The sequence below is a fragment of the Pseudomonas sp. TE3911 genome, assembly GCF_054062775.1.
Window position 1 is genome coordinate 4,498,904 of the sequence record NZ_JBSSFP010000001.1, and the last position, 22,955, is coordinate 4,521,858.

The 22,955-nt window shown below is 57.0% G+C and carries 22 protein-coding genes; 12 read left to right on the forward strand and 10 right to left on the reverse strand.

What is annotated here, in order from left to right:
• The first annotated feature begins 35 nt into the window (after positions 1-35).
• From ACVWXD_RS20435 to ACVWXD_RS20455, 5 genes are all read left to right on the forward strand, one after another.
• Entirely contained in the window at positions 36-1,634 is a 1,599-nt protein-coding gene (locus tag ACVWXD_RS20435; protein WP_095183824.1) for an ABC transporter substrate-binding protein, read from the forward strand.
• A 76-nt stretch (positions 1,635-1,710) separates the two neighbouring features.
• Positions 1,711-2,721, forward strand: a complete 1,011-nt coding sequence (locus ACVWXD_RS20440; RefSeq protein ID WP_003171721.1) for an ABC transporter permease subunit — start codon at positions 1,711-1,713, stop codon at positions 2,719-2,721.
• A 10-nt stretch (positions 2,722-2,731) separates the two neighbouring features.
• Positions 2,732-3,643, forward strand: a complete 912-nt coding sequence (locus ACVWXD_RS20445; protein ID WP_032886481.1) for an ABC transporter permease subunit — start codon at positions 2,732-2,734, stop codon at positions 3,641-3,643.
• Positions 3,644-3,653: 10 nt separating this feature from the next.
• Positions 3,654-4,622: an ABC transporter ATP-binding protein gene (locus ACVWXD_RS20450; RefSeq protein ID WP_095183823.1), complete on the forward strand. Its 969-nt coding sequence runs from the start codon at positions 3,654-3,656 to the stop codon at positions 4,620-4,622.
• Positions 4,622-5,593 (forward strand): peptide ABC transporter ATP-binding protein, encoded by a 972-nt coding sequence (locus tag ACVWXD_RS20455; protein ID WP_095183822.1) that lies wholly within the window; start codon positions 4,622-4,624, stop codon positions 5,591-5,593. The genes ACVWXD_RS20450 and ACVWXD_RS20455 overlap by 1 nt, the downstream gene beginning before the upstream one ends.
• 97 nt (positions 5,594-5,690) lie before the next feature.
• Here ACVWXD_RS20455 and ACVWXD_RS20460 read toward each other — a convergent pair whose 3' ends face one another.
• The 6 genes from ACVWXD_RS20460 to ACVWXD_RS20485 form a co-directional block, all read right to left on the reverse strand.
• Complete coding sequence (locus ACVWXD_RS20460; protein ID WP_095183821.1) at positions 5,691-5,951, reverse strand: hypothetical protein; 261 nt, start codon at positions 5,949-5,951, stop codon at positions 5,691-5,693.
• 96 nt (positions 5,952-6,047) lie between these two features.
• Positions 6,048-6,293 carry a hypothetical protein gene (locus tag ACVWXD_RS20465; protein WP_032886224.1) on the reverse strand — a complete coding sequence of 82 codons (246 nt, stop codon included), beginning with the start codon at positions 6,291-6,293 and terminating at the stop codon, positions 6,048-6,050.
• A gap of 308 nt (positions 6,294-6,601) precedes the next feature.
• A complete protein-coding gene (locus ACVWXD_RS20470; RefSeq protein WP_122752407.1) occupies positions 6,602-7,801 on the reverse strand; it encodes an MFS transporter in 1,200 nt (399 codons plus the stop codon).
• The gene (locus ACVWXD_RS20475; RefSeq protein ID WP_457371281.1) at positions 7,794-8,726 is read right to left on the reverse strand and encodes a hypothetical protein; all 933 of its coding nucleotides are present in this window, start codon (positions 8,724-8,726) and stop codon (positions 7,794-7,796) included. The genes ACVWXD_RS20470 and ACVWXD_RS20475 overlap by 8 nt, the downstream gene beginning before the upstream one ends.
• 133 nt (positions 8,727-8,859) lie before the next feature.
• Positions 8,860-10,233: a DUF6002 family protein gene (locus ACVWXD_RS20480; protein ID WP_457371282.1), complete on the reverse strand. Its 1,374-nt coding sequence runs from the start codon at positions 10,231-10,233 to the stop codon at positions 8,860-8,862.
• Between the two features lie 248 nt (positions 10,234-10,481).
• The gene (locus ACVWXD_RS20485) at positions 10,482-12,065 is read right to left on the reverse strand and encodes a peptide chain release factor 3 (protein ID WP_032886221.1); all 1,584 of its coding nucleotides are present in this window, start codon (positions 12,063-12,065) and stop codon (positions 10,482-10,484) included.
• 295 nt (positions 12,066-12,360) lie between these two features.
• On the opposite strand from ACVWXD_RS20485, the gene ACVWXD_RS20490 reads away from it, so the two are divergent.
• The 6 genes from ACVWXD_RS20490 (at position 12,361) to ACVWXD_RS20515 (ending at position 18,009) form a co-directional block, all read left to right on the forward strand.
• Positions 12,361-13,113, forward strand: coding sequence for an ABC transporter permease (locus ACVWXD_RS20490; protein WP_242460935.1), 753 nt, complete (start codon positions 12,361-12,363; stop codon positions 13,111-13,113).
• Positions 13,114-13,133: 20 nt separating this feature from the next.
• Positions 13,134-14,027 (forward strand): glycine betaine ABC transporter substrate-binding protein, encoded by an 894-nt coding sequence (locus ACVWXD_RS20495; RefSeq protein ID WP_286819136.1) that lies wholly within the window; start codon positions 13,134-13,136, stop codon positions 14,025-14,027.
• 12 nt (positions 14,028-14,039) lie between these two features.
• Complete coding sequence (locus ACVWXD_RS20500; RefSeq protein WP_027604864.1) at positions 14,040-14,693, forward strand: ABC transporter permease; 654 nt, start codon at positions 14,040-14,042, stop codon at positions 14,691-14,693.
• Positions 14,690-15,847, forward strand: a complete 1,158-nt coding sequence (locus tag ACVWXD_RS20505; protein WP_032886218.1) for an osmoprotectant ABC transporter ATP-binding protein OsmV — start codon at positions 14,690-14,692, stop codon at positions 15,845-15,847. The genes ACVWXD_RS20500 and ACVWXD_RS20505 overlap by 4 nt, the downstream gene beginning before the upstream one ends.
• A 231-nt stretch (positions 15,848-16,078) precedes the next feature.
• Positions 16,079-16,426 (forward strand): hypothetical protein, encoded by a 348-nt coding sequence (locus tag ACVWXD_RS20510; RefSeq protein ID WP_181642855.1) that lies wholly within the window; start codon positions 16,079-16,081, stop codon positions 16,424-16,426.
• A 419-nt stretch (positions 16,427-16,845) separates the two neighbouring features.
• Positions 16,846-18,009: a type III PLP-dependent enzyme gene (locus tag ACVWXD_RS20515; protein ID WP_181642856.1), complete on the forward strand. Its 1,164-nt coding sequence runs from the start codon at positions 16,846-16,848 to the stop codon at positions 18,007-18,009.
• A 73-nt stretch (positions 18,010-18,082) separates the two neighbouring features.
• Here ACVWXD_RS20515 and ACVWXD_RS20520 read toward each other — a convergent pair whose 3' ends face one another.
• From ACVWXD_RS20520 to ACVWXD_RS20535, 4 genes are all read right to left on the reverse strand, one after another.
• On the reverse strand, positions 18,083-18,484 hold the full coding sequence (locus tag ACVWXD_RS20520; RefSeq protein WP_095183816.1) for a type II toxin-antitoxin system HicB family antitoxin: 402 nt from the start codon (positions 18,482-18,484) through the stop codon (positions 18,083-18,085).
• Positions 18,485-18,539: 55 nt separating this feature from the next.
• The gene (locus ACVWXD_RS20525; protein WP_095183815.1) at positions 18,540-18,722 is read right to left on the reverse strand and encodes a type II toxin-antitoxin system HicA family toxin; all 183 of its coding nucleotides are present in this window, start codon (positions 18,720-18,722) and stop codon (positions 18,540-18,542) included.
• 197 nt (positions 18,723-18,919) lie between these two features.
• A complete protein-coding gene (locus ACVWXD_RS20530) occupies positions 18,920-19,669 on the reverse strand; it encodes a tetratricopeptide repeat protein (protein WP_181642857.1) in 750 nt (249 codons plus the stop codon).
• 2 nt (positions 19,670-19,671) lie between these two features.
• Positions 19,672-20,352, reverse strand: a complete 681-nt coding sequence (locus tag ACVWXD_RS20535; protein WP_032886214.1) for a Fe2+-dependent dioxygenase — start codon at positions 20,350-20,352, stop codon at positions 19,672-19,674.
• Between the two features lie 205 nt (positions 20,353-20,557).
• Here ACVWXD_RS20535 and ACVWXD_RS20540 point away from each other — a divergent pair, with 205 nt between their 5' ends.
• Positions 20,558-22,861 carry a TonB-dependent receptor gene (locus ACVWXD_RS20540; protein WP_181642858.1) on the forward strand — a complete coding sequence of 768 codons (2,304 nt, stop codon included), beginning with the start codon at positions 20,558-20,560 and terminating at the stop codon, positions 22,859-22,861.
• Positions 22,862-22,955 lie beyond the last annotated feature (94 nt).

Consider the following 22,955-nt stretch of genomic DNA (forward strand, 5'->3'; position numbering starts at 1 on the left):
GCTTGTCTGGTCCCATCGATTGCAGAGGGCTCTGAATGAAAATGCTCCCGCTACAAGCTGCCGTTGCCGCAGCGCTGTTAAGCGTCGCTATCGGCGTATCGGCCAAACCCCTGGTGGTCTGCACCGAAGCCAGCCCGGAAGGTTTTGACCCGGTCCTTTACACCACCGCCGTCACCGCCGATGCCGCCGCTGAAACCATGTTCAACCGTCTGGTCGACTTCAAGCCAGGCACCACCGAAGTGGTGCCTGCACTGGCCAAAGACCTGCCAGAGATCAGCGCCGATGGCCTGACCTACACGTTCCACCTGCGTGACGACATCAAGTTCCACACTACCGACTACTTCAAACCCACGCGCAACCTGAATGCCGATGACGTGCTGTGGAGCTTCCAGCGCCAGCTGGACCCGAATCACCCTTGGCACAACAAGTCCGTCGTGGGCTATCCCTACTTTGAAAGCATGGGCTTCAAGGAACTGCTCAAGAGCGTAGAGAAGACTGACGATCACACCGTCGTCTTTACCCTGACTCGTCCTGAAGCACCGTTTTTGGCCGACCTGGGTATGGCGTTCTCTTCGATCCACTCCGCCGAATACGCCGACCAACTGCTCAAGTCCGGTAAGACCGACGACCTGAACGCCAAGCCGATCGGTACCGGTCCGTTCATCTTCACGCGCTACGCCAAGGACGCCCAGGTACGCTTCAAGGCCAACCCGGAGTATTTCCGTGGCAAGCCGGCAGCAGATCCGCTGATCCTCGCGGTCACTACCGACAATAACGTACGCCTGCAGAAGCTCAAGGCGAACGAATGTCAGATCGCGCTGTTCCCCAAGCCCGATGACATTCCAAGCATCAGGAAAGACCCGAACCTCAAGGTCGATGAACTGGCGGCGATGACCACCAGTTACACCGCAATGAACACCACTCACAAGTACATGAGCGATGCACGGGTTCGCCACGCGATCAATATCGCGTTCGACAAAGCAGGCTATACCGAAGCCCTCTTCGGCAAAGGCAATGCGGTCGTGGGCACCGGCCCGTATCCACCGACTTTGCTGGGTTTCAATACGAACCTGAAAAACCCGCCCCGTGACCTCGACAAAGCCCGCGCCCTGCTCAAGGAAGCCGGTGTACCGGAAGGCACCGAGTTCACCCTGTTTACCCGTAACGGCGGCGGCCCAACCAACCCCAACCCGATGCTCGGCGCCCAGCGCATGCAGGCGGATCTGGCGCAGGTTGGCTTGAAAGTGAATATCAAAGTCATGGAATGGGGCGAGATGCTCAAGCGCGCTAAAAACGGCGAGCACGACATGGTCTCGGCTGGCTGGGTAGGCGATAACGGCGACCCGGACAACTTCCTCACGCCCAACCTGAGTTGCGATGCCGCTAAAAACGGCGAAAACTACGCCCGCTGGTGTAACAAAGAGTTTCAAGCCCTGATCGACAAAGCCCGCGCAATTGATGAACCCGCGGCTCGGGCTGCGCTCTATGAACAAGCACAGGACGTTTTCGAAAAGGACCAACCATGGCTTCCCATGGCTTACCCGAAACTGTTCACCGCCATGCGTAAAAACGTAGAAGGCTTTACCCAAAGCCCTCTAGGTACAAATAACTTCGCCACCACCCAGGTGAAGTAAATAAGAGAAACGCTCGGCGCCGTCCACCAGGACGGTGCCGAACCTGCCTAACCGGCTGATTGAGGTACACACCAAGATGTTTAGTTTTATTGCCCGCCGACTGGGGTTATTGATCCCCACGTTTTTCGGCATCACGTTGCTGACGTTTGCGTTGATTCGCATGATCCCCGGCGACCCCGTCGAAGTCATGATGGGCGAACGACGAGTCGACCCCGAGATGCACGCACAGGCAATGGAGCGCCTTGGCCTTAACAAGCCGCTGTATGCGCAATATTTGGACTATGTCGGCAAACTCGCCCAAGGCGACCTTGGCGAATCGCTGCGTACCCGTACCAGCGTGTGGACCGAATTCACCGCCCTTTTCCCGGCGACCCTGGAACTGTCCATGGCCGCCCTGTTGTTCGCCGGTATCCTGGGCCTGTTGGCCGGGGTGATCGCGGCACTCAAGCGAGGATCCCTGTTCGACCACGGGGTGATGGGCATCTCCCTCGCGGGCTATTCGATGCCGATCTTCTGGTGGGGCCTGATCCTGATCATGTTCTTCTCGGTGAGCCTGGGCTGGACCCCGGTTTCCGGGCGTATCGACCTGCTCTACGACATCGAGCCGCGCACCGGCTTCATGCTGATCGACACCCTGCTGGCTGACGAGCCGGACGCGTTCTGGGATGCGCTGCACCACCTCATCCTGCCGGCCATCGTGCTCGGCACTATTCCATTGGCAGTGATCGCACGGATGACCCGTTCATCCATGCTCGAAGTGCTGCGTGAAGACTACATCCGTACCGCCAAGGCCAAAGGCCTGTCGCCGGCACGCGTGGTATTTGTCCACGGCCTTCGTAACGCGCTGATCCCGGTACTGACCGTGGTCGGCCTGCAAGTCGGCACCCTGCTGGCTGGTGCGGTACTGACCGAAACCATCTTCTCGTGGCCCGGTATCGGCAAATGGCTGATCGAAGCCATTGGCGCGCGGGACTACCCGGTGGTGCAAAACGGCATCCTGCTGATCGCCTGTCTGGTGATCCTGGTGAACTTCGTGGTGGATATCCTCTACGGCTTCGCCAACCCACGCATCCGTCACCAGCGCTGAGATCATGACCATGACCACACCTACTCCCGTGTCAGCAGTCGATCAAAGCCTGCTGTACCCGTCCCCGTACAAAGAATTCTGGCAAGCCTTTTCCAAGAACAAAGGCGCGGTTGCCGGCCTGTTCTTCATGTTGTTGATCGTGTTTTGCGCGATCTTCGCGCCGTGGGTTGCACCCCACAACCCGAGTGAGCAATACCGTGACTTCCTGCTCACCCCGCCGTCGTGGCTGGAAGGCGGTCAGATCCAGTTCCTGCTCGGCACCGACGAGCTGGGCCGTGACTTGCTCTCGCGCCTGATCCAAGGTTCGCGCCTGTCGCTGCTGATCGGTTTGTCGTCGGTGGTGATGTCGCTGATTCCGGGCATCCTGCTGGGGCTGTTCGCCGGCTTTTTCCCGCGCCTGCTCGGCCCGACCATCATGCGTTTGATGGACATCATGCTGGCCCTGCCGTCGCTGCTGCTGGCGGTTGCCATTGTCGCAATCCTCGGCCCAGGCCTGATCAACACCGTGATCGCCATCGCTATCGTCTCGCTGCCGTCCTATGTGCGTCTGACCCGCGCAGCGGTGATGGGCGAGTTGAACCGTGACTACGTGACCGCCGCTCGCCTCGCCGGTGCCGGCCTGCCACGCCTGATGTTCATCACCGTGCTGCCTAACTGCATGGCACCGCTGATCGTGCAGGCGACCCTGAGTTTCTCTTCGGCGATTCTCGACGCTGCCGCGTTGGGCTTCCTCGGTTTGGGCGTTCAACCGCCAACCCCTGAGTGGGGCACCATGCTGGCTTCGGCCCGTGACTACATCGAACGCGCCTGGTGGGTGGTGAGCTTGCCTGGTTTGACCATTTTGCTCAGCGTGCTGGCAATCAACTTGATGGGTGACGGACTGCGCGATGCGCTGGACCCGAAACTCAAGAACGCCGCCTGAGGAGATTCCCATGTCACTGTTAGAAATCAAGAATCTCAACGTACGATTCGGCGACAAGACCGCCGTACCAGTGGTCGATGGCCTCGACATTTCGGTCGACAAAGGCGAAGTCCTGGCGATCGTTGGCGAATCGGGCTCGGGTAAATCCGTGACCATGATGGCGCTGATGGGACTGATCGAGCATCCCGGCATCGTTACCGCCGACGCCCTGAACTTTGACGGCAAGGACATGCTCAAGCTGAGCAACCGCCAGCGCCGCCAGATCGTCGGCAAAGACCTGGCGATGGTGTTCCAGGACCCGATGACTGCGCTGAACCCCAGCTACACCGTGGGTTTCCAGATTGAGGAAGTGCTGCGCCTGCACCTGAAAATGTCCGGCAAGCAAGCGCGCAAGCGTGCCATCGAGCTGTTGGAAAAGGTCGAAATCCCAGGCGCCGCCAGCCGTATGGACGCCTACCCGCACCAACTGTCCGGCGGCATGAGCCAACGTGTGGCAATCGCCATGGCCATTGCCGGCGAACCGAAACTGTTGATTGCGGATGAGCCGACCACCGCGTTGGACGTGACCATTCAAGCGCAGATTATGGACCTGCTGCTGGCCCTGCAGAAAGAGCAGAACATGGGCCTGGTGCTGATCACCCACGACCTCGCCGTCGTGGCGGAAACCGCCCAGCGCGTGTGCGTGATGTACGCCGGCCAAGCCGTGGAAGTCGGCCAAGTGCCGCAACTGTTCGACATTCCGGCACACCCGTACAGCGAAGCGCTGCTCAAGGCGATCCCTGAACACAGCCTCGGAGCTACGCGCCTGGCCACGCTGCCGGGTATCGTGCCAGGCCGCTATGACCGCCCGCAGGGTTGCCTGCTGTCGCCGCGTTGCCCGTATGTGCAGGACAGCTGCCGTCAGACACGCCCGGGCCTCGACCCTAAATCCAACAGCCTTGCACGCTGCTTCTACCCCTTGAACCAGGAGGTGGCGTAATGGCCGTCGTTCTTACCGCCCGCGACCTGACCCGTCACTACGAAGTGTCCCGTGGCCTGTTCAAGGGCCACGCCACCGTGCGCGCCCTCAATGGTGTGTCGTTCGAACTGGAAGCCGGCAAGACCCTCGCGGTTGTAGGCGAGTCGGGTTGCGGCAAATCTACCCTGGCCCGTGCACTGACGTTGATTGAAGAACCGTCGTCCGGCTCCCTGAAAATCGCCGGCCAGGAAGTGGCCGGCGCCGACAAGGCCCAGCGCAAGCAATTGCGCAAAGACGTGCAGATGGTGTTCCAGAGCCCGTACGCCTCGTTGAACCCGCGCCAGAAGGTCGGCGATCAACTCGGCGAGCCGCTGTTGATCAACACCAATCTGTCCGCCGCCGAACGCCGCGAAAAAGTGCAGGCGATGATGAAGCAAGTGGGCCTGCGCCCTGAGCATTATCAGCGCTACCCGCACATGTTCTCCGGTGGTCAGCGCCAGCGCATCGCCCTGGCCCGCGCCATGATGCTGCAACCGAAAGTGCTGGTGGCGGATGAACCGACCTCGGCACTGGACGTGTCGATCCAGGCGCAGGTACTCAACCTGTTCATGGATTTGCAGCAGGAATTCAACACGGCCTACGTGTTCATTTCCCACAACCTGGCGGTGGTGCAGCACGTCGCGGATGACGTGATGGTGATGTACCTCGGCCGTCCAGTGGAGGTGGGCCCTAAAGAGGACATCTACGCGCGCCCTTTGCACCCGTACACCCAGGCGCTGTTGTCGGCCACCCCTACCATTCATCCGGATCCGAACAAACCGAAGATCAAAATCGTCGGCGAGTTGCCCAATCCACTGAACCCGCCGTCAGGATGCGCTTTCCACAAGCGCTGCCCGTACGCGACGGCGCGGTGCAGCAGCGAGGAGCCGCAATTGCGCGCCTTGGATAACCGGCAGGTGGCTTGCCACTATGCCGAGCAGTTCGTGGCCTGATCCCCACAAAAAAGGCCCTGGGTTTCACTCCAGAGCCTTGCTTGAGTTCTACAGCCCTTCCCGCCAGGTTGCGCATCAGCCTGGCAGGAGGGGTTTTTTATGTCTGGCTGTCGCCTTCATCGTCCGGGTCATCGCTGTCCGGATCATCGGTGGTGGAGTCATCATCATCCTTGCTGCCGCCTTGGTCTTGATCACCCGGTTCAGCCTCGGACTTCGCCAGTTGCAGATCCTGCGCACTGTGCACCGCCGACAGCGCCACACCGCCCTGCGCCGGGTTATGCGCCCAGGCCGTCGACATCCCCAACGACAACAGCACCAGCACCTTTATCAACAACACTACGCGTTGAAAAATACTCATGGTTGATTCCGTCCAGTCAGTAGGTGAATCCCGCGCGGCAGCTGTTCAGCCCCGCCAGCGTTGACGCTAGCCGCGATACGGTGTTTGCGCCAGGGCTCAGGTGTCGCCGTCGTCGTAGGTTTCGCTGTCTTCGCCTTCGTTGTAAGGGTTTTCCGCATCCTCCTTGGGCGCAGGCTGGGCTTGCGGCTGCCAACTGCCGGAGTTGACCTCGTTTTGCTTCTTCTTGGTGACAGGGCCGGTGTCCTTCCACTGCGGCGCTCCTGCGCCCGCCAGTGCCGGAAGGGCCGTCAGCCCCAGAGCGGCCAGCAACACCAAGGGGATGGCGCGTTGAACATTTCGCACGGTGGTCTCCTTTACAGTCGGTGGGTAAACGCTAGACCCGATGCAGGCTTCTCGCCAATCCCATGCCTGTTGAAAGCAAAAATGTGGGAGGGGGCTTGCCCCCGATAGCGTAGTGTCAGCCCCGAATGTACTGGCTGACACACTGCTATCGGGGGCAAGCCCCCTCCCACATTTGTTTTGCAACGCCCAAGAAGAAGGGCGAAGCCATCACAGCTTCGCCCTTCTTCTTACCGCTCAGACCTTAATGGTGCTCGCGAGTAGCCCGGAATTTCACATCCGGCCAACGCGCCTCCATAAATGCCAGGAGTCTATAAGGGTTCGGGTTCGAAACGAGTAGCTTGATAGATAAAGGGCATTGAACACATTGCCAATGTAGCTGTTACCACCCAAATGCTATGCCCACCGAACAAACCGTAAATTTGTCCGCCCAATGCCGGACCAAAAACGGCACTGGCACTCCAGCAAACAGAAAAAAGCCCGAAGTAATGCCCGCTTTTACCAGATTGCGCAAACTGCATAACAAGTACGCTTAGGGTCGGCAAAAATAGAATTTCGCCAAGCGTCCAAAGTGCAGTTGATATAAAAACATAAAATGGATCAGAGCCAAAAGGCAACATACTTAGCCCAACAGCAAGCAGCAGACTGCCGGTTAAAATCTGGCGACGAGCCCCCCAGCGCTCAGTCCAGTGAGAAATTGGAATTTGCAGTACCACAATCAACCCAGCATTCAATGCAAATTGCCATCCTATAAAGTCCGCACCGAGGTGATAGTAGTCGATCAAGTAATTCCCAAGCATGCTGTAGATCGGTTCAAAGGCAAGTCCAAGTAAAACGCTGGCCGCCAATAGCCAGAGAAAAGATCGGTCTCTGTAGGGCTTTTGGGAAGTCTTATTGAAGTCGTCTGGAACACACGACACTTCTACAGTTCTATGTAAAATCGAATAGGCAAACCACAGAAGCCCAGAAAACATCACCGCAGCACTGACAAAAAACAACCATCGAAAGTCGATTTGTGCCAATGCACCGCCCATCACCCCTGCAACCGCCATTCCTAAATTCGCTGCGACGCGATTCAATGCCTGGGCCCGAGGCCTTTCCATCACATCACAATATTCCATGATTAAACGTTGGTGCAGTGTTCGAACGGCCCCATCAAATACACCGCCTAATACCAGAAGCCCAGCAAGCACATACATATTCGTACTAAGCCCCAAGAGAACCAGTACGATGCCACATCCGAATAAAAGTATTAGAGTAAGTTTTGCGCAAGGGACATGATCACTTAATAAGCCCCCACCCAACGAACCTACTAAAAGGCCGACACCATAACCCGACAACAACCAGCCGACCCATTCAATAGGCAAACCCAGAATTTGACGGAGATACAGCGCCATAAACAGCTTGACCATGGCGCTCACTCGATTAATAAAAATCAGTGATGCAAGCACCCAAGCTACTTGACTGAAATAATGATTAAGTCGAGAGGCAAAGAAATTAAACCTAACCATATAGCGAATCCAAATCCCGAAACACCGCCCCATCTATTCCGCTTGACTCGAACGGAATATCTAAGCGCGCAACATTATTTGCATCGTAAAAATATAGCGCCTTTAACGACTTACACCCAGCCTCTATTAACAGAGGGTTATTTATTAAAAAATACCTGACTGAGGGGCTAAGTGCTGCCATCCGAATAAGCAAACGCCAATCACCGAAATTATTTTCCGGAATAACAGCTCTCGTACCAAACCGTTTTTTATATTGAAACGTCCCCTTAGTCAAAAATGGCTCGCACCCCTGAAAATCAACATAGTCAATAGCTGAATTATTCGCCGCCCACTCTATAATTGAGTGATAAACAAAGTTTTGAGAGCCGTTAACCCGATAAGTACCGCTCCCATTTTTAACTCCGATTAGCCGAGCATTTAGTATCCGACCAGACTTATCAATTTGCGAAACGCTTCCCGCGACCCACTCCTTGGCATCGTATATCCGAAACAACACGCCTTGTTTGAACAAGCGAGCGTATGCTTCTTTTTCCTCGACGCTACGCGCCAGATCTCCATAGCGACTCTTCATCGTTGGCAAATGCATCGAGTGATAAAACTCAAAAAAATCATGATCTTCAAACGAAACATTGTAATGAAATCCCTGAGCGACACATTGCTCTCGCCGCTTACCCTCTCTCTTAGACAGCTGGCTCTTTATGTCATCCCAGGGTCCAGACACATCAACCGCCTGATGGATACGACTTACCCCCACAACATCACTGTCCAGCGCAAAGTGGCTAATGATCGTCTTAGGGGCCATTAGACATAACATCTCGCTTTTGACTATTTGCAGAAAGCATTCAAGCTCCCTCCATTCAAAAGCGCCTTGACGGACTACAGATGAACGTTCGAAAAAACGCTCTTCTATAAACAAACGGCGCAATATAGACCAACCCCTCTCTGACACCCACATATGTAATTTCAGCCTCTTCACCTAATACAGAGTACCCCTTGACAACGCGAAAATGGCATAACTTATCTACCGACATACTCACAACCCAACTTTATGCTTAACGCTAGCGAAAAAAAGCCAGCATTTCTTCAGCAGTGTTTATATAAGTCAAACCATTTGTAGGGATGCGTTTATAATCCTGACATGAGTAGGAGCCAGAAGCATGTATGGTACATCCGTTACTCGGCGTTAATAATCCACGATCAATTGCATTCAAACACCCGCAGAGCGCCATGACTAATGACCACTCCTTGAGATCCCGAGGGTCTGAGGGTAGCTTCACCGGGGTATTCGCTAATAATTGCACGCACTCGCTATAACGCTGCAAGCATTCATGAAGAGATACAACAATACCTGAACCGCCGCCTTCTCTTATTGCTGCAGTCATCTCATCAGCAGTAGTAGGCTGATGTGTATAAAAAGTTGGTTCAAGGACCTCACTTGGACTCCAAGTCGTAGTAGGGAAATGTGGGGATGCTGATTGCCCCCATAGTCCGCCGACCAAACGTGAATAGCGAGGCGTAGACGTTCCGGAAAAATCACCATCCAGCATGTGGAGTACCATGTCACTTGTAGCCAAATGCTGGACCAATAGAAATGATGGCGATGCTACAGCGTGCTTGTTCTCCCTTAAAAATTTTACCCCTGACAAATAGCCTAAGAGTCCATATGCGCTTGAGACTGCATGCACATGTACTGTTTTTCTGCCCACATCCCAGGCGTCTCCGTATTCGAAGTCAAAAAAAGCTCGGGTTTGGTCAGAAAAGCGGTAGTTTTCAAGGCGTAGCGAATGCCATAACTTTAGGTCGCTGATCCCTGCCTTAGAAAACGCCTCCTTAAAATTCTGACCGATCACCTTCACTCGTTCTGGCGAGTCCGTATCTAGCACGAAAATTGGATTTAGAGCACGAAGCCTCGGATTGTCATATAGTTCTGTAGATCTAAGTTTTTCGACAGTTTGGGCTGGGGTCAGTGTAATAATCCTCAGTTGTGTTTCATCAACCAATTTTGCCTGCAGGGCACGCAGTACAGCGTCGCGCAATGCTATTGCCTTATTTCCCGAGGAAGGTGAAAACAGTAAAATCCTCTCCCCTGTTTTCTGGATATGACAGATAGCGCGAGCAACTATCAGGGTCGATGCAAGTGTTTTCGTTGTTTGTGTATTTGGATTTCCTCTCAGATCAAGTAAGCGTAGTGGTACGTCCCTATACGCTCCAAGCTCAAAAAACTGCGCTGTCGCTACTGAAAGAAATTGGCGCATAGGCTCATTTAATAACGGCAGTTCCATTGAAGGTTCGAACCCGCCATTAGAGCTAGGCGATTCAAAACCGGCAGAACTTTGTGAAAGTAAATCGTAGTAGCGTTCTAGAATAGCGACCCTTTCATTGACTCTTCCTTCCACGCTTCTTAACGCCGCTGCCGGGTTAGCATTATCCATCTGTAGTTACTCCATAAAATAGGGTAGCGCGACATGGAAGCTAGACGTAGGAAAAACCCTTGTCATCATGAAAATCAAGACGAACAAAGAAATAGAATAGAGCTACTTATATGAAGGATTTGGACTACTGCTTTATAAGAAAAAAACCACAGATAAATATTTAGAAAACCACTATGGCACTCATCGGGAGGTCCCACAAAAAAGGGCGAAGCCATCACAGCTTCGCCCTTCTCCTTACCGCTCAGACCTTAATGGTGCTCGCGAGTAGCCCGGAATTTCACATCCGGCCAACGCTCTTCCATCAGCGCCAGGTTGACCCGTGTCGGCGCCAGGTAGGTCAGGTGACCACCGCCGTCGACCGCCAGGTTTTCCACAGCCTTGTTGGAGAACTCTTCCAACTTCTTCTTATCGCTGCAATCGATCCAGCGCGCCGAGTACACGGTGATTGGCTCGTAGGAGCATTCGACCTTGTATTCCTCTTTCAAGCGGCTGGCGACCACATCGAACTGCAGCACGCCGACAGCGCCGAGGATGATGTCGTTGCTGCGCTCGGGGAAGAACACCTGGGTGGCGCCCTCTTCCGCCAGTTGCTGCAGGCCTTGGCGCAGTTGCTTGGATTTCAGCGGGTCACGCAGGCGTACGCGGCGGAACAGTTCCGGGGCGAAGTGCGGGATACCGGTGAAGCCCAGCGCTTCGCCTTCGGTGAAGGTGTCGCCAATCTGGATGGTGCCGTGGTTGTGCAGGCCGATGATGTCGCCGGCGTAAGCCTCTTCGAGTTGTTCACGCTCGGAGGAGAAGAACGTCAGGGCGTCGCCGATGCGTACGTCCTTGCCGGTGCGCACGTGGCGCATCTTCATGCCTTTTTCGTATTTGCCGGAGCAGATACGCATGAAGGCGATACGGTCGCGGTGTTTCGGGTCCATGTTCGCCTGGATCTTGAACACGAAACCGGTGAATTTCTCTTCGACCGGCTCAACCGTGCGCTCGTTGGCCACACGGGCCAAAGGCTTCGGCGCCCAGTCCACGACGGCGTCGAGTACATGGTCGACACCGAAGTTGCCCAACGCGGTACCGAAGAACACCGGAGTCAGTTGGCCGTCGAGGAATTCCTGCTGATTGAACTCATGGCAGGCGCCCTGCACCAGTTCCAACTGGTCGACAAAACGGTCGTACTCGTCACCCAGATGGGCGCGGGCTTCGTCCGAGTCGAGTTTCTCGATGATCTTGGTTTCGGTGCGTTCGTGACCGTGGCCGGCGGTGTAGACAATGATGTAGTCATCCGCCAGGTGGTACACGCCCTTGAAGTCGCGGTAGCAACCAATCGGCCAGGTTATCGGCGCGGCCTTGATCTTCAGGACTGCTTCGATTTCATCCAACAGCTCGATCGGGTCGCGGATATCGCGGTCGAGTTTGTTGATGAAGCTGACGATAGGTGTATCGCGCAGGCGGCATACGTCCATCAACGCGATGGTCCGTGGCTCAACGCCCTTACCGCCGTCGAGGACCATCAAGGCCGAGTCCACCGCAGTCAGGGTGCGGTAAGTGTCTTCGGAGAAGTCTTCGTGGCCCGGGGTGTCGAGCAGATTGACCATGTGGTCGCGATACGGGAATTGCATGACCGACGTGGTAATGGAAATACCCCGTTGTTTCTCCATCTCCATCCAGTCGGATGTCGCATGGCGGTCGGATTTGCGGGATTTCACCGTGCCGGCCACAGCGATCGCCTTGCCCATCAGCAGGAGCTTCTCGGTGATGGTGGTTTTACCGGCATCGGGGTGGGAAATAATAGCGAAAGTGCGGCGTTTCGCGACTTCGGCGGCCTGGTGGGTCATGGGAAATCGCCTGGCAGGTGAGTCAAAAAAGGGCGGCGAGTATAGCGCAAACCCCGGGGGCCGGACCACCGTTCACCCGATTGGGGGTGGCTAAATGCTGCCAAGTATGGAACCTTTTAAAAGGTAGAGACGTCCACTCCCCTGCTACCGCACTCGGAACAGGGGCTGATAAATCAGCAAGTTAGCCTGACGAGGCTGCGCTCATGGCTCGGATTGATACCGCGTTGCCGGTATGGACGAGCTGCTTTTCGCGACCACATTCGCCGACAGCCAGGAATGGCATTGCCGCTCGGAAATGTGTTCGCCGACAAAAGAAAAAAGGAGTCCGCCTGTGGCTATTCGCTATGGCAAAGGGCTGATAGGAGGAGTGGTTGTCGTCGCTCTCCTGGCCCTGCTGGTCCACTGGATCGGCATCAACACGATCGAACTGTACCGCGACGATTTGTTGTTTTACCTGCAAGCTCATTTGATCCTTGTTCTAGTCTCCATGCTGGCGGCCCTTATTGTGGGCATCCCCGCCGGTATCCTGCTCAGCCGACCGAACATGGTCGGGCGCGCAGAACGCTTCATGCAGATCTTCAACATCGGTAACACCGTCCCTCCCCTGGCCGTACTGGCCATCGCCCTCGGCGTCCTCGGCATCGGCAGTGGTCCGGCCATCTTCGCGTTGTTTCTCGCGTCCCTCCTGCCCATCGTGCGCAACACCTACGAAGGCCTGAAAAACGTTCAAGGCTCACTGAAAGAAGCGGCCACCGGCATCGGCATGACGCCTCGCCAGGTGCTGTTTCGTGTGGAATTGCCCAACGCAGTGCCGATCATCATCGGCGGCGTGCGCGTGGCGCTGGCGATCAATGTGGGTACTGCGCCGCTCGCGTTCCTGATTGGTGCAAACAGCCTCGGCAGTCTGATCTTCCCCGGCATCGCCCTGAACAATCAGCCGCAATTGCTGCTCGGCGCCGCGTGCACCGCGTTGCTGGCCTTGCTGCTTGACGGTCTGGTGACCATGGCCAGCCGCCTCTGGCTGGAACGCGGGTTGCGTCCGTCTTAAGGCTTTGCAAAGGAATTCACATGAAAAAACTGACCTTGATATTGAGCTGCGCCCTGCTGTTGGCAGGTATTGCGCAAGCCGCTGAAAAACCGGTGATCCGCATCGGCGCACGGGTGTTCACCGAACAGACCCTGCTGGCCGAAATCACTTCCCAGTACCTGCGCACCAAGGGTTACGACACCCGCGTGACCGGCGGCCTGGGCAGCAACCTGGCGCGCAGTGCCCAGGAAAGCGGGCAACTGGATCTGATCTGGGAATACACCGGCGTGTCGCTGGTGGCCTACAACCACATCGACGAGAAGCTCAACAGCGAACAGTCCTACGCTCGGGTCAAAGAACTCGACGCGAAAAAAGGCCTGGTCTGGCTCTCGCCATCGCGCTTCAGCAACACCTACGCACTGGCACTGCCAGAGAAAGTGGCTGAAGAGCATCCTGAGATCAACAGCATCAGCGACCTCACCAAAGCCATGGCGCAAGACACCAAGGAACACCGCTTGGTGGCCCTGGACACCGAGTTCGCCAACCGCTCCGACGGCTTGGCCGGCATGGTCAAGCTGTATGACATGAACCTGACCCGCGAGAACACGCGGCAGATGGACGCCGGCCTGGTCTACACCGCCTTGCGTAATGGCCAGGTGTTTGCCGGTTTGGTCTACACCACCGACGGTCGCCTGAACGCCTTCAAGCTCAAGCTGCTGGCGGATGACATGCACTACTTCCCGGACTACACCGCCGCGCCGGTGGTGCGTCAGGAATACCTCGACAAGCACCCGCAACTGGCTGCCGAGCTCAAGCCGCTGGCCACTCTGTTCGACGACGAAACCATGCGCCAGCTGAATGCGCGGGTCGACGTCGACCATGAAAGCCCATCCGCTGTTGCCGCCGATTTCCTGCGCCAACATCCCATCAACTAAGAAGGAGAAGACATGGAATTCCTGAACGCCTTTTCCCATCTTGATTGGGCCCAAGTCCTGCACCTGACCTGGCAGCACATCACCCTGGTCGGCATCGCGGTAATTCTGGCAATTGTCGTGGGTGTGCCCCTGGGCGTGCTGATGACGCGCTTCCCGACCTTGGCTGGCCCGCTGCAAGCCAGCGCAACGGTACTGCTGACCGTACCGTCCATCGCGCTGTTCGGCCTGCTGCTGCCGTTCTACTCGAAGTTCGGCCAGGGCCTGGGACCGATGCCGGCGATCACCGCCGTGTTCCTCTACTCCCTGTTGCCGATCATGCGTAACACCTACTTGGCGCTGACCGGCGTCGAACCGGGCATTCGCGAGGCCGCCAAAGGCATCGGCATGACCTTCGGCCAGCGCCTGCGCATGGTCGAACTGCCCATCGCCGTGCCGGTGATCCTCGCCGGTGTGCGCACCGCCGTGGTGATGAACATTGGCGTCATGACCATCGCCGCCACCATCGGCGCCGGTGGCCTGGGTGTACTTATTCTGGCTTCCATCAGCCGCAGCGACATGTCGATGCTGATCGTTGGCGCAGTGCTGGTCAGTCTCCTGGCCATCTTCGCCGACCTGCTTTTGCAATGGCTGCAACGCTCGCTGACTCCAAAAGGACTGCTCAAATGATCGAACTTCAAAACCTGACCAAGACTTTTCAAAGCAACGGCAAAACTGTTTCGGCCGTGAACGACGTAAGCCTGACCGTCAACGAAGGCGAGATTTGCGTATTCCTCGGCCCTTCGGGCTGCGGTAAGAGCACAACGCTGAAAATGATCAACCGCCTGATCAAGCCGACCTCGGGCAAGATCCTGATCAACGGCGAAGACACCACCGACCTCGACGAAGTGACCCTGCGTCGCAACATCGGCTATGTGATCCAGCAGATCGGCCTGTTCCCGAACATGACCATCGAGGAAAACATCGTGGTCGTGCCCAAGCTGCTGGGTTGGGACAAGCAAAAATGCCACGACCGCGCCCGCGAGTTGATGAGCATGATCAAGCTGGAGCCTAAGCAGTATCTGCACCGCTACCCGCGTGAACTGTCGGGCGGCCAGCAACAGCGGATCGGCGTGATTCGCGCACTGGCGGCCGATGCGCCGTTGTTGCTGATGGATGAGCCGTTCGGCGCGGTCGACCCGATCAACCGCGAGATGATCCAGAACGAGTTCTTTGAGATGCAACGCGCGCTGAACAAGACCGTGATCATGGTCAGCCACGACATCGACGAAGCCATCAAACTGGGTGACAAGATCGCGATCTTCCGCGCCGGCAAGCTGCTGCAGATCGACCATCCGGATACGCTGCTGGCGCACCCGGCCGATGAGTTCGTCAGCAACTTCGTCGGCCAGGACAGCACCCTCAAGCGCCTGCTGCTGGTGAAGGCCGAAGACGCGGCGGACAACGCCCCGTCGGTGAGCCCGGAAACCCCGGTGGCCGATGCCCTGGAGCTGATGGACGAAACCGACCGCCGCTATGTGGTCGTCACCTGCGCCGAGAACAAAGCGCTGGGTTATGTACGACGTCGCGACCTGCACCGTCAGACCGGCACTTGTGGCCAGTACCTGCGCGAATTCAACGCCACGGCGGCGTATGACGAGCACTTGCGCATCCTGTTGTCGCGTATGTACGAGTTCAACCGTTCGTGGCTGCCGGTGATGGATGCCGAGCGGGTGTTCCTGGGTGAAGTGACCCAGGAGTCGATTGCCGAGTACCTGAGCTCCGGTAAGTCCCGTGGGGGCAAGACCAGTATCGTTTCGCCGGCTGAGACAGCCTTGAGCTGATGCACAGTTAGACCCATTCACGCTGAAACGGCCCATCACTGTTCGAGTTTTCCACAAACCCGGCAGTGCATGAGCCGAGTCAGGACGCGATAAGCCGCGCAAATCTCATTCTAACTAAGCCTTAAAGACTGTCAGAACTCACAGGTTCCAAGGATTCAGGAATAGGTTCCAATGCGCCTCGACACATCGAAACGCTCTTGCACCTAACGTCTTGAACCTACGAGGCTCCCTATGAGTACGAAAGAATCGGCCACTCCAATTTCTGGGGAAGAATCCCGGGCCCCAGCGGCAATGATCATCGGTGGAATCGCTGATCCACAGCGTGTCAAACAAGGCAACGACTTCACATTGACGATCGCTGCCCAGCTCGTGGACGAACGCGGCACCGCGATTCCAAACGTCACCACAACCTGGAGTACAAGCACATCAGGGGCCAGCTTCGCATCAGGCCCGGGGCCATTGAACGGTACGCTGACGGTAAGGAATGTACAGAGCACTACAAACGTTTCATTTACCGTTTCCACGGCTCAATACCCGAACATTAGGAAGACCCACAGCTTCAGCCTGATTCCGTTCTGACGGTTTGTTGGCTGACTCGCCCACGCTGATAGCCTTCGTGGCGAAGGCACTTGCTCCTTCGCCACGAAAGCGCTGAAACGCCTTCAAATTTCCCCTTTTGGGGAACATCAATCCGTCACACCTGTCGGTTACATAAGTAGCTGCACGCCATCGCGCGACGAACGCGTGCAAAAACGCGACATTTTTAGTTGATCTCAAGCCCCTCACGCCCTAAAGTTCGCGCCGAACGTCCATGCTGGAAACGATCCATCCGGCTCAAGTACTGACGACGAGACAGCAAGGCCAAGGGACGCAGTTGATCCCATGGCCTTTTTGCTTTCGGCGACATGCCTTGGGAAGTAGGCGAACCAAAGTGGGGATACGGAGGACGTTCATTTGCACCCATTGCTAATTTTAGTTTGCCCTTAGGAGTTCCCAGCATGTCGATCAACGTCGAAGATTATTTCGCGCGCGCCACTTTTGACAAACTGAAGGCGTTCGCCGACAAGCAAGAAACCCCGTTCGTGGTAATCGACACCGCCATGATCAGCCAGGCCTACGATGACCTGCGCGCCGGTTTCGAATTCGCCAAGGTGTATTACGCGGTCAAGGCCAACCCTGCCGTCGAGATCATCGACCTGTTGAAAGACAAGGGTTCGAGCTTCGACATCGCCTCGATCTATGAGCTGGACAAGGTCATGGACCGTGGCGTCAGCGCCGACCGTATCAGCTACGGCAACACCATCAAGAAATCCAAGGACATTCGCTACTTCTACGAGAAGGGCGTGCGCCTGTTCTCCACCGACTCCGAAGCCGACCTGCGCAATATCGCCAAGGCCGCGCCGGGTTCGAAAGTGTATGTGCGCATCCTCACCGAAGGCTCGACCACCGCTGACTGGCCTCTGTCGCGCAAGTTCGGCTGCCAGACCGACATGGCCATGGACCTGCTGATCCTCGCCCGTGACCTGGGCCTGGTGCCGTACGGTATCTCGTTCCACGTAGGCTCCCAGCAGCGCGACATCAGCGTGTGGGACGCGGCAATCGCCAAGGTCAAAGTGATCTTCGAGCGCCTGAAGGAAGAAGACAACATCCACCTCAAGCTGATCAACATGGGCGGCGGCTTCCCGGCCAACTACATCACCCGCACCAACAGCCTGGAAACCTACGCTGAAGAAATCATCCGCTTCCTCAAGGAAGACTTCGGCGACGACCTGCCGGAAATCATCCTGGAGCCAGGCCGTTCGTTGATCGCCAACGCCGGTATCCTGGTCAGCGAAGTGGTGTTGGTTGCACGTAAGTCCCGTACCGCCGTCGAGCGTTGGGTGTACACGGATGTGGGCAAGTTCTCCGGCCTGATCGAAACCATGGACGAAGCCATCAAGTTCCCGATCTGGACCGAGAAGAAAGGCGAGATGGAAGAAGTGGTCATCGCCGGCCCAACCTGTGACAGCGCCGACATCATGTACGAAAACTACAAGTACGGCCTGCCGCTGAACCTGGCCATCGGTGATCGTTTGTACTGGTTGTCGACCGGTGCCTACACCACCAGCTACAGCGCAGTTGAGTTCAATGGCTTTCCGCCGCTGAAGTCGTTCTACGTGTAAGTAGCCGGCCAATAAAAAACCCATGACGTGTCATGGGTTTTTTTATGCCTGTGATTTGTCATCACCCGTTGCGTCACGCAGATAACTCACGCAACGCCGCCGTCGCCAGAAACCCTGACCGCGACGCATAGCGGTGATCCTTTTGCACTCGCTCATCAATGCGCTGCAACAACTGTTCCGGCAAAGAAGCATTGAACCGCACCGATCTCCCCAGATAAGGGGTGAGATCAAAGTCGACTATCGCCCATACGCCACCGGCAAAATCCGGGTTATCCCAATGGGCATCAACCTCCTGCGCATGGGGAAGTGTTTCCTGGTCTGCAACCAGCCCTTCCAGATGCAGTGCGAGTGCCTCACGGACATTATCCAGCGCTTCGGAAAACGACCCACCAGCCGAAAAACACCCTGGTACGTCGGGGACCGTCACGCTGTAGTCCGAGTCAGCATCTTTATGTACTACCACGGGAAACTTCATTGTTCCTCCTTTGAACGAGCCTCACAGAACTCATTCAACTCATCAATCGGGGCCATCACTTGAGACCTGCTGACTTGAAAATACTGTGCAAAGTGCCCTTTGCAATTTCCGACTTGGGATGAGGAACGGTCACTCGCCCTCGCTTCACCGGGTGCTTGAACTGGTGATGACTGCCCTTTACTGCCACCTCAAACCAACCATCCGCAACCAGCAGCTCAATCACCTCTCGACTTCTCATCGCCTCACCCTTCAGTGTGTATATTACACACCGCCATTAGGCAATGCGCTTTTTTATACACACGAGACACACCAATGAAAAAGCCCGCTTAACGTATAAGCAGGCTCGTGTGAGGCAATGATGACGATGTGTAAATCCTTTTCGCCAGCGAAGTAATGTCAGTTTCTATGCCACGGACTGTTAAAAGCTTTTGTGCACTATGAAAGCATCGCAGCCCGCTGTTGATAGGCCTGCGCCATCGCACGAATACGCGGATCATTCGCCGCTGCCAGCGCCTTGTGCGCCGTGCGCAGGAACTTCAGATTACCGCCCGCCAACGCCTTGCGCAGCCACTCCAGCGCCGCCTCGATCTGGCCTCTGTCAGCCAACACCGCCGCATAACTGAACTGCCCGCGAAAATCCCCGCCTTCGGCTGAGCGGCGGTACCACTCAACGGCTGCATCCAGGTCCTTCGGGCAAAACTGGCCTTCTTCCAGGTAGCGCCCCAGCAGGTTCATCGACTTGGCGTGCCCCTGCTCCGCCGCCTGGCGATAACGCATCAGTGCTTGCTGCTGATCTTCAGCAACACCACGGCCGGTCGCCAGTAAGTTGGCGTAGTTGTACTGCCCCCAATCCAATCCGGCCTGCGCCGCCAAGCGGTACTCCCGCACCGCCGCCGCTTCATCGACGGCACAGCCCCAGCCATGCTCAAGGCAACGCCCGGCCATATTACGAGCCATCAAATGCCCGCTCTGAGCCGCAATGCGGAACCAGCGCAATGCCAGCGCTTCATCGCGTGCAATGCCGCGTCCCTCCAGCAGGATTTGCCCGAGCAAGGCCTGGGCATCCACCACACCTTCCTTCGCTGCGATCAGAATCGCCTGGGCGGCGCGTACCGGTGAGTCGTCGAGCATGCCTTGCAGTTGTTCGACGTTGAGCACCTCTTCGCGGCGCAATAGGAAGCCCATGCTCAGACCTCTACCCAGCGACGCAGCAGGTTGTGATAGGTGCCGGTGAGCTGAATCAGCGCGGGATGATCGGGCACGTCGCGGGTCAGTTGCTGGATCGCGCCGTCCATCTCGAACAGCAACGTGCGCTGGCTGTCTTCGCGCACCAGGCTTTGGGTCCAGAAGAACGAGGCATAGCGCGCGCCACGGGTTACGGCGTTGACTTTGTGAAGGCTGGAGCCGGGGTACAGCACCATGTCGCCGGCGGGCAACTTGACCCGTTGCAGACCGAAAGTGTCCTGGATCTCCAGTTCGCCGCCGTCGTATTCATCCGGGTCGCTGAAAAACAGCGTGGATGAAAGGTCGGTGCGCACCCGCTCGTGACTGCCTTTAGGCTGACGCACGGCGTTGTCGATATGGAAGTCGAAACTGCCACCGGCGGTGTAGCAGTTCAGCAACGGAGGGAACACCTTGTGTGGTAACGCCGCTGACATGAACAGAGGGTTTTGCCACAAACGTTCGAGCATCGCCGCGCCGATTTCCTTGGCCAGCGGGTGGCCTTCGGGCAATTGCAGATTGTGTTTGGCTTTGGCGGACTGATGCCCAGCGGTAATTTTTCCGTCGGCCCAATCGGCACTTTCCAGGGCTTGGCGGATGCGCTGCACTTCCTCGCGAGAGAACAGGCCGGGAATGTGCAGCAGCATGGGGCAATACCTGTAGGCAGAGAGGCGCCAATGGTATTGATTCTTATCCGCCCTGTAAAACGCCATGACGGACGAGTCTGTAAAAACCGTAAGCCAAAAGTGTAAAGAATGTAAATTCAGCGCAATTAGCAATGTATCGCAATTGATATGAATACTTGTTCACCCTATATTCCGCGGCCTCACATCCTTGGGGAAAGGACACGTCATGTCGCGCACTACGCTAAAAACAACTGCCAGTTCACCGCGTTTGCTGGCCTCGGCCATCGGCGTCGCCCTCGGTGCCAGTTCTGTCGCCCATATGGCGCAAGCGGCCGAAGACACAGAACAAAAAGGCCAGCGCAACAGCATCTCCCTGGGCGCCACCAGCATCACCGGGGAAGAACAGGACGCCACCTCCTACCAGGTCGAGAAAGCCTCTTCGCAGAAATACACTGCGCCTCTGGTGGACACGCCACGTTCCGTCACCGTCGTGCCGCAACAAGTACTCAAGGACACCGCCGCTACCTCGTTGCAGGATGCCTTGCGCACCGTACCGGGCATTACCTTCGGCGCCGGCGAAGGCGGCAACCCTCAAGGTGACCGTCCATTCATCCGCGGCTTCGATGCCCAGGGTGACACCTACCTGGACGGTGTTCGCGACACCGGCGGCCAGAGCCGTGAGATTTTCGACATCGAGTCCATTGAAGTCAGCAAAGGCCCGAACTCCTCTTTCGGCGGTCGTGGCTCGGCCGGTGGCAGCCTCAATCTGGTGAGCAAAACCCCGCAAGCCCGGGACTTCACCAACGGCGGTTTCACCTACGGTTCCGACCAGACCCGTCGCTACGTGCTCGATGTAAACCGCCAGTTCCTCGACGACAGCGCCGCGTTCCGCCTGAACCTGATGACCCATGAGCAGAACGTGGCCGGCCGTGACGCCGTGAATTACGACCGTTGGGGCGTGGCCCCGTCGCTGACCTTTGGCCTGGGCACCCCGACCCGCGTCAACCTCAGCTACTACCACATGGAAAGCAACGACCTGCCGGATTCGGGCATTCCCTACGGCTATAGCTCGTCGACCGCCACCACCCACGGCCATGACAAGCCCACCGACGGCGGCGACAGCAATAACTTCTACGGTCTCAAGGATCGTGACTTCCGAAAGACCCGCGCCGACATCAGCACAATCTCCATTGAGCACGACCTGAACGACGACATGACGCTGAAAAACACCCTGCGCCATGGCAGCACCGGCCAGGACTACGTCCTTACCCAGCCCGACGACAGCCAGCGCAACGTCAACCGTTTCGGTACCGTTTGGCGCCGCGCCAACACCCGCGTGTCGACCACCACGACCACCACCAACCAGACCGACCTGTTCGGCAACTTCCAGGCCCTGGGCTTCAAGCACAGTTACTCCACCGGTCTGGAATTCACCGGCGAAGAAACCCGCGTCAGCGGTTACACCGTCAGCCCGAACACCAACCCGACCTGTACCGTGGCCGCCGGCAGCCTGGGCGGTCAGTGCACCTCGCTGAGCAACCCGAACCCGGATGACGCATGGACCGGCAGCATCGCGCGCAACTACAACGGCACCAACACCAAGGCCACCAGCCGCGCCGCCTACGTGTTCGACACCATTGAGCTGGACCCGAAATGGTTGCTGAACGTCGGCCTGCGCTACGACACCTTCGACACCGAAGCCAACACCAATGCCGTGCCCTCCTCGACGGTCAAGGCACGCAGCAAGGTCAAGGACGACAGCCAGTTCTTCAACTGGCAAGCCGGTCTGGTCTGGAAGCCGTTGGACAACGGCAGCATCTACACCTCCTACGCCACTTCGGCATCGCCGGCCGGCGGCCTGGTGGGTGAAGGCGTCGACAACAACGCGATCCCAACCGGTATCAACACCAGCGACCTGAAACCCGAAGAAACCGTCAACTACGAGCTGGGCACCAAGTGGGACCTTTTCCACAACCGCCTGTCCCTGGCTGCAGCGGTGTTCCGCACCGAGAAGAAAAACACCCGCATCCTGGTGGATTCCAACACCTACGAAACCGCGGGCGAGTCGCGAGTCGATGGCCTGGAACTGTCGGCCAGCGGCAAGATCACCGATCAATGGCAAGTGTTCGCCGGCTACAGCTACCTGCAAGCCGAACTGGTTGACCCAGGCAAAAACGGTAACCGCCAGGGCGTGGTCCAGGCCGGTTCCAACAAAGGCAACCAAATGCCCAACACCCCGAAGAACGCCTTCAGCCTGTGGACCACGTACGACGTAACGCCGAAGCTGACCGTCGGCGGTGGCGCGTTCTACGTCGACCAGGTTTATGGCGATGCGGCCAACACCGTGTACGTGCCGTCCTACACTCGCTACGACGCCATGGCCAGCTACAAGCTGACCAAAAACGTCGACCTGCAGTTGAACGTGCAAAACCTCACGGACAAGACTTATTACGACAAGGCCTACGCCTCGCACTTCGCCAACCAGGCGGCTGGGCGCACGGCGCTGGTGTCCACCAGCTTCCACTTCTAAACACCGCTCCACATAGCAAAAAGCCCCACGCATCGGATGCGTGGGGCTTTTGCGTGTTAAACAGAATGTTTCTCGACAGGCCACGGCATAATGC

Coding starts and splice junctions, on each gene's coding strand:
- ACVWXD_RS20435 (WP_095183824.1), top strand. CDS start 36: ATGAAAATGCTCCCGCTACAAGCTGCCGTTGCCGCAGCGCTGTTAAGC.
- ACVWXD_RS20440 (WP_003171721.1), top strand. CDS start 1,711: ATGTTTAGTTTTATTGCCCGCCGACTGGGGTTATTGATCCCCACGTTT.
- ACVWXD_RS20445 (WP_032886481.1), top strand. CDS start 2,732: ATGACCACACCTACTCCCGTGTCAGCAGTCGATCAAAGCCTGCTGTAC.
- ACVWXD_RS20450 (WP_095183823.1), top strand. CDS start 3,654: ATGTCACTGTTAGAAATCAAGAATCTCAACGTACGATTCGGCGACAAG.
- ACVWXD_RS20455 (WP_095183822.1), top strand. CDS start 4,622: ATGGCCGTCGTTCTTACCGCCCGCGACCTGACCCGTCACTACGAAGTG.
- ACVWXD_RS20460 (WP_095183821.1), bottom strand. CDS start 5,951: ATGAGTATTTTTCAACGCGTAGTGTTGTTGATAAAGGTGCTGGTGCTG.
- ACVWXD_RS20470 (WP_122752407.1), bottom strand. CDS start 7,801: ATGGTTAGGTTTAATTTCTTTGCCTCTCGACTTAATCATTATTTCAGT.
- ACVWXD_RS20480 (WP_457371282.1), bottom strand. CDS start 10,233: ATGGATAATGCTAACCCGGCAGCGGCGTTAAGAAGCGTGGAAGGAAGA.
- ACVWXD_RS20485 (WP_032886221.1), bottom strand. CDS start 12,065: ATGACCCACCAGGCCGCCGAAGTCGCGAAACGCCGCACTTTCGCTATT.
- ACVWXD_RS20490 (WP_242460935.1), top strand. CDS start 12,361: ATGTGTTCGCCGACAAAAGAAAAAAGGAGTCCGCCTGTGGCTATTCGC.
- ACVWXD_RS20495 (WP_286819136.1), top strand. CDS start 13,134: ATGAAAAAACTGACCTTGATATTGAGCTGCGCCCTGCTGTTGGCAGGT.
- ACVWXD_RS20500 (WP_027604864.1), top strand. CDS start 14,040: ATGGAATTCCTGAACGCCTTTTCCCATCTTGATTGGGCCCAAGTCCTG.
- ACVWXD_RS20505 (WP_032886218.1), top strand. CDS start 14,690: ATGATCGAACTTCAAAACCTGACCAAGACTTTTCAAAGCAACGGCAAA.
- ACVWXD_RS20510 (WP_181642855.1), top strand. CDS start 16,079: ATGAGTACGAAAGAATCGGCCACTCCAATTTCTGGGGAAGAATCCCGG.
- ACVWXD_RS20515 (WP_181642856.1), top strand. CDS start 16,846: ATGTCGATCAACGTCGAAGATTATTTCGCGCGCGCCACTTTTGACAAA.
- ACVWXD_RS20520 (WP_095183816.1), bottom strand. CDS start 18,484: ATGAAGTTTCCCGTGGTAGTACATAAAGATGCTGACTCGGACTACAGC.
- ACVWXD_RS20525 (WP_095183815.1), bottom strand. CDS start 18,722: ATGAGAAGTCGAGAGGTGATTGAGCTGCTGGTTGCGGATGGTTGGTTT.
- ACVWXD_RS20530 (WP_181642857.1), bottom strand. CDS start 19,669: ATGGGCTTCCTATTGCGCCGCGAAGAGGTGCTCAACGTCGAACAACTG.
- ACVWXD_RS20535 (WP_032886214.1), bottom strand. CDS start 20,352: ATGCTGCTGCACATTCCCGGCCTGTTCTCTCGCGAGGAAGTGCAGCGC.
- ACVWXD_RS20540 (WP_181642858.1), top strand. CDS start 20,558: ATGTCGCGCACTACGCTAAAAACAACTGCCAGTTCACCGCGTTTGCTG.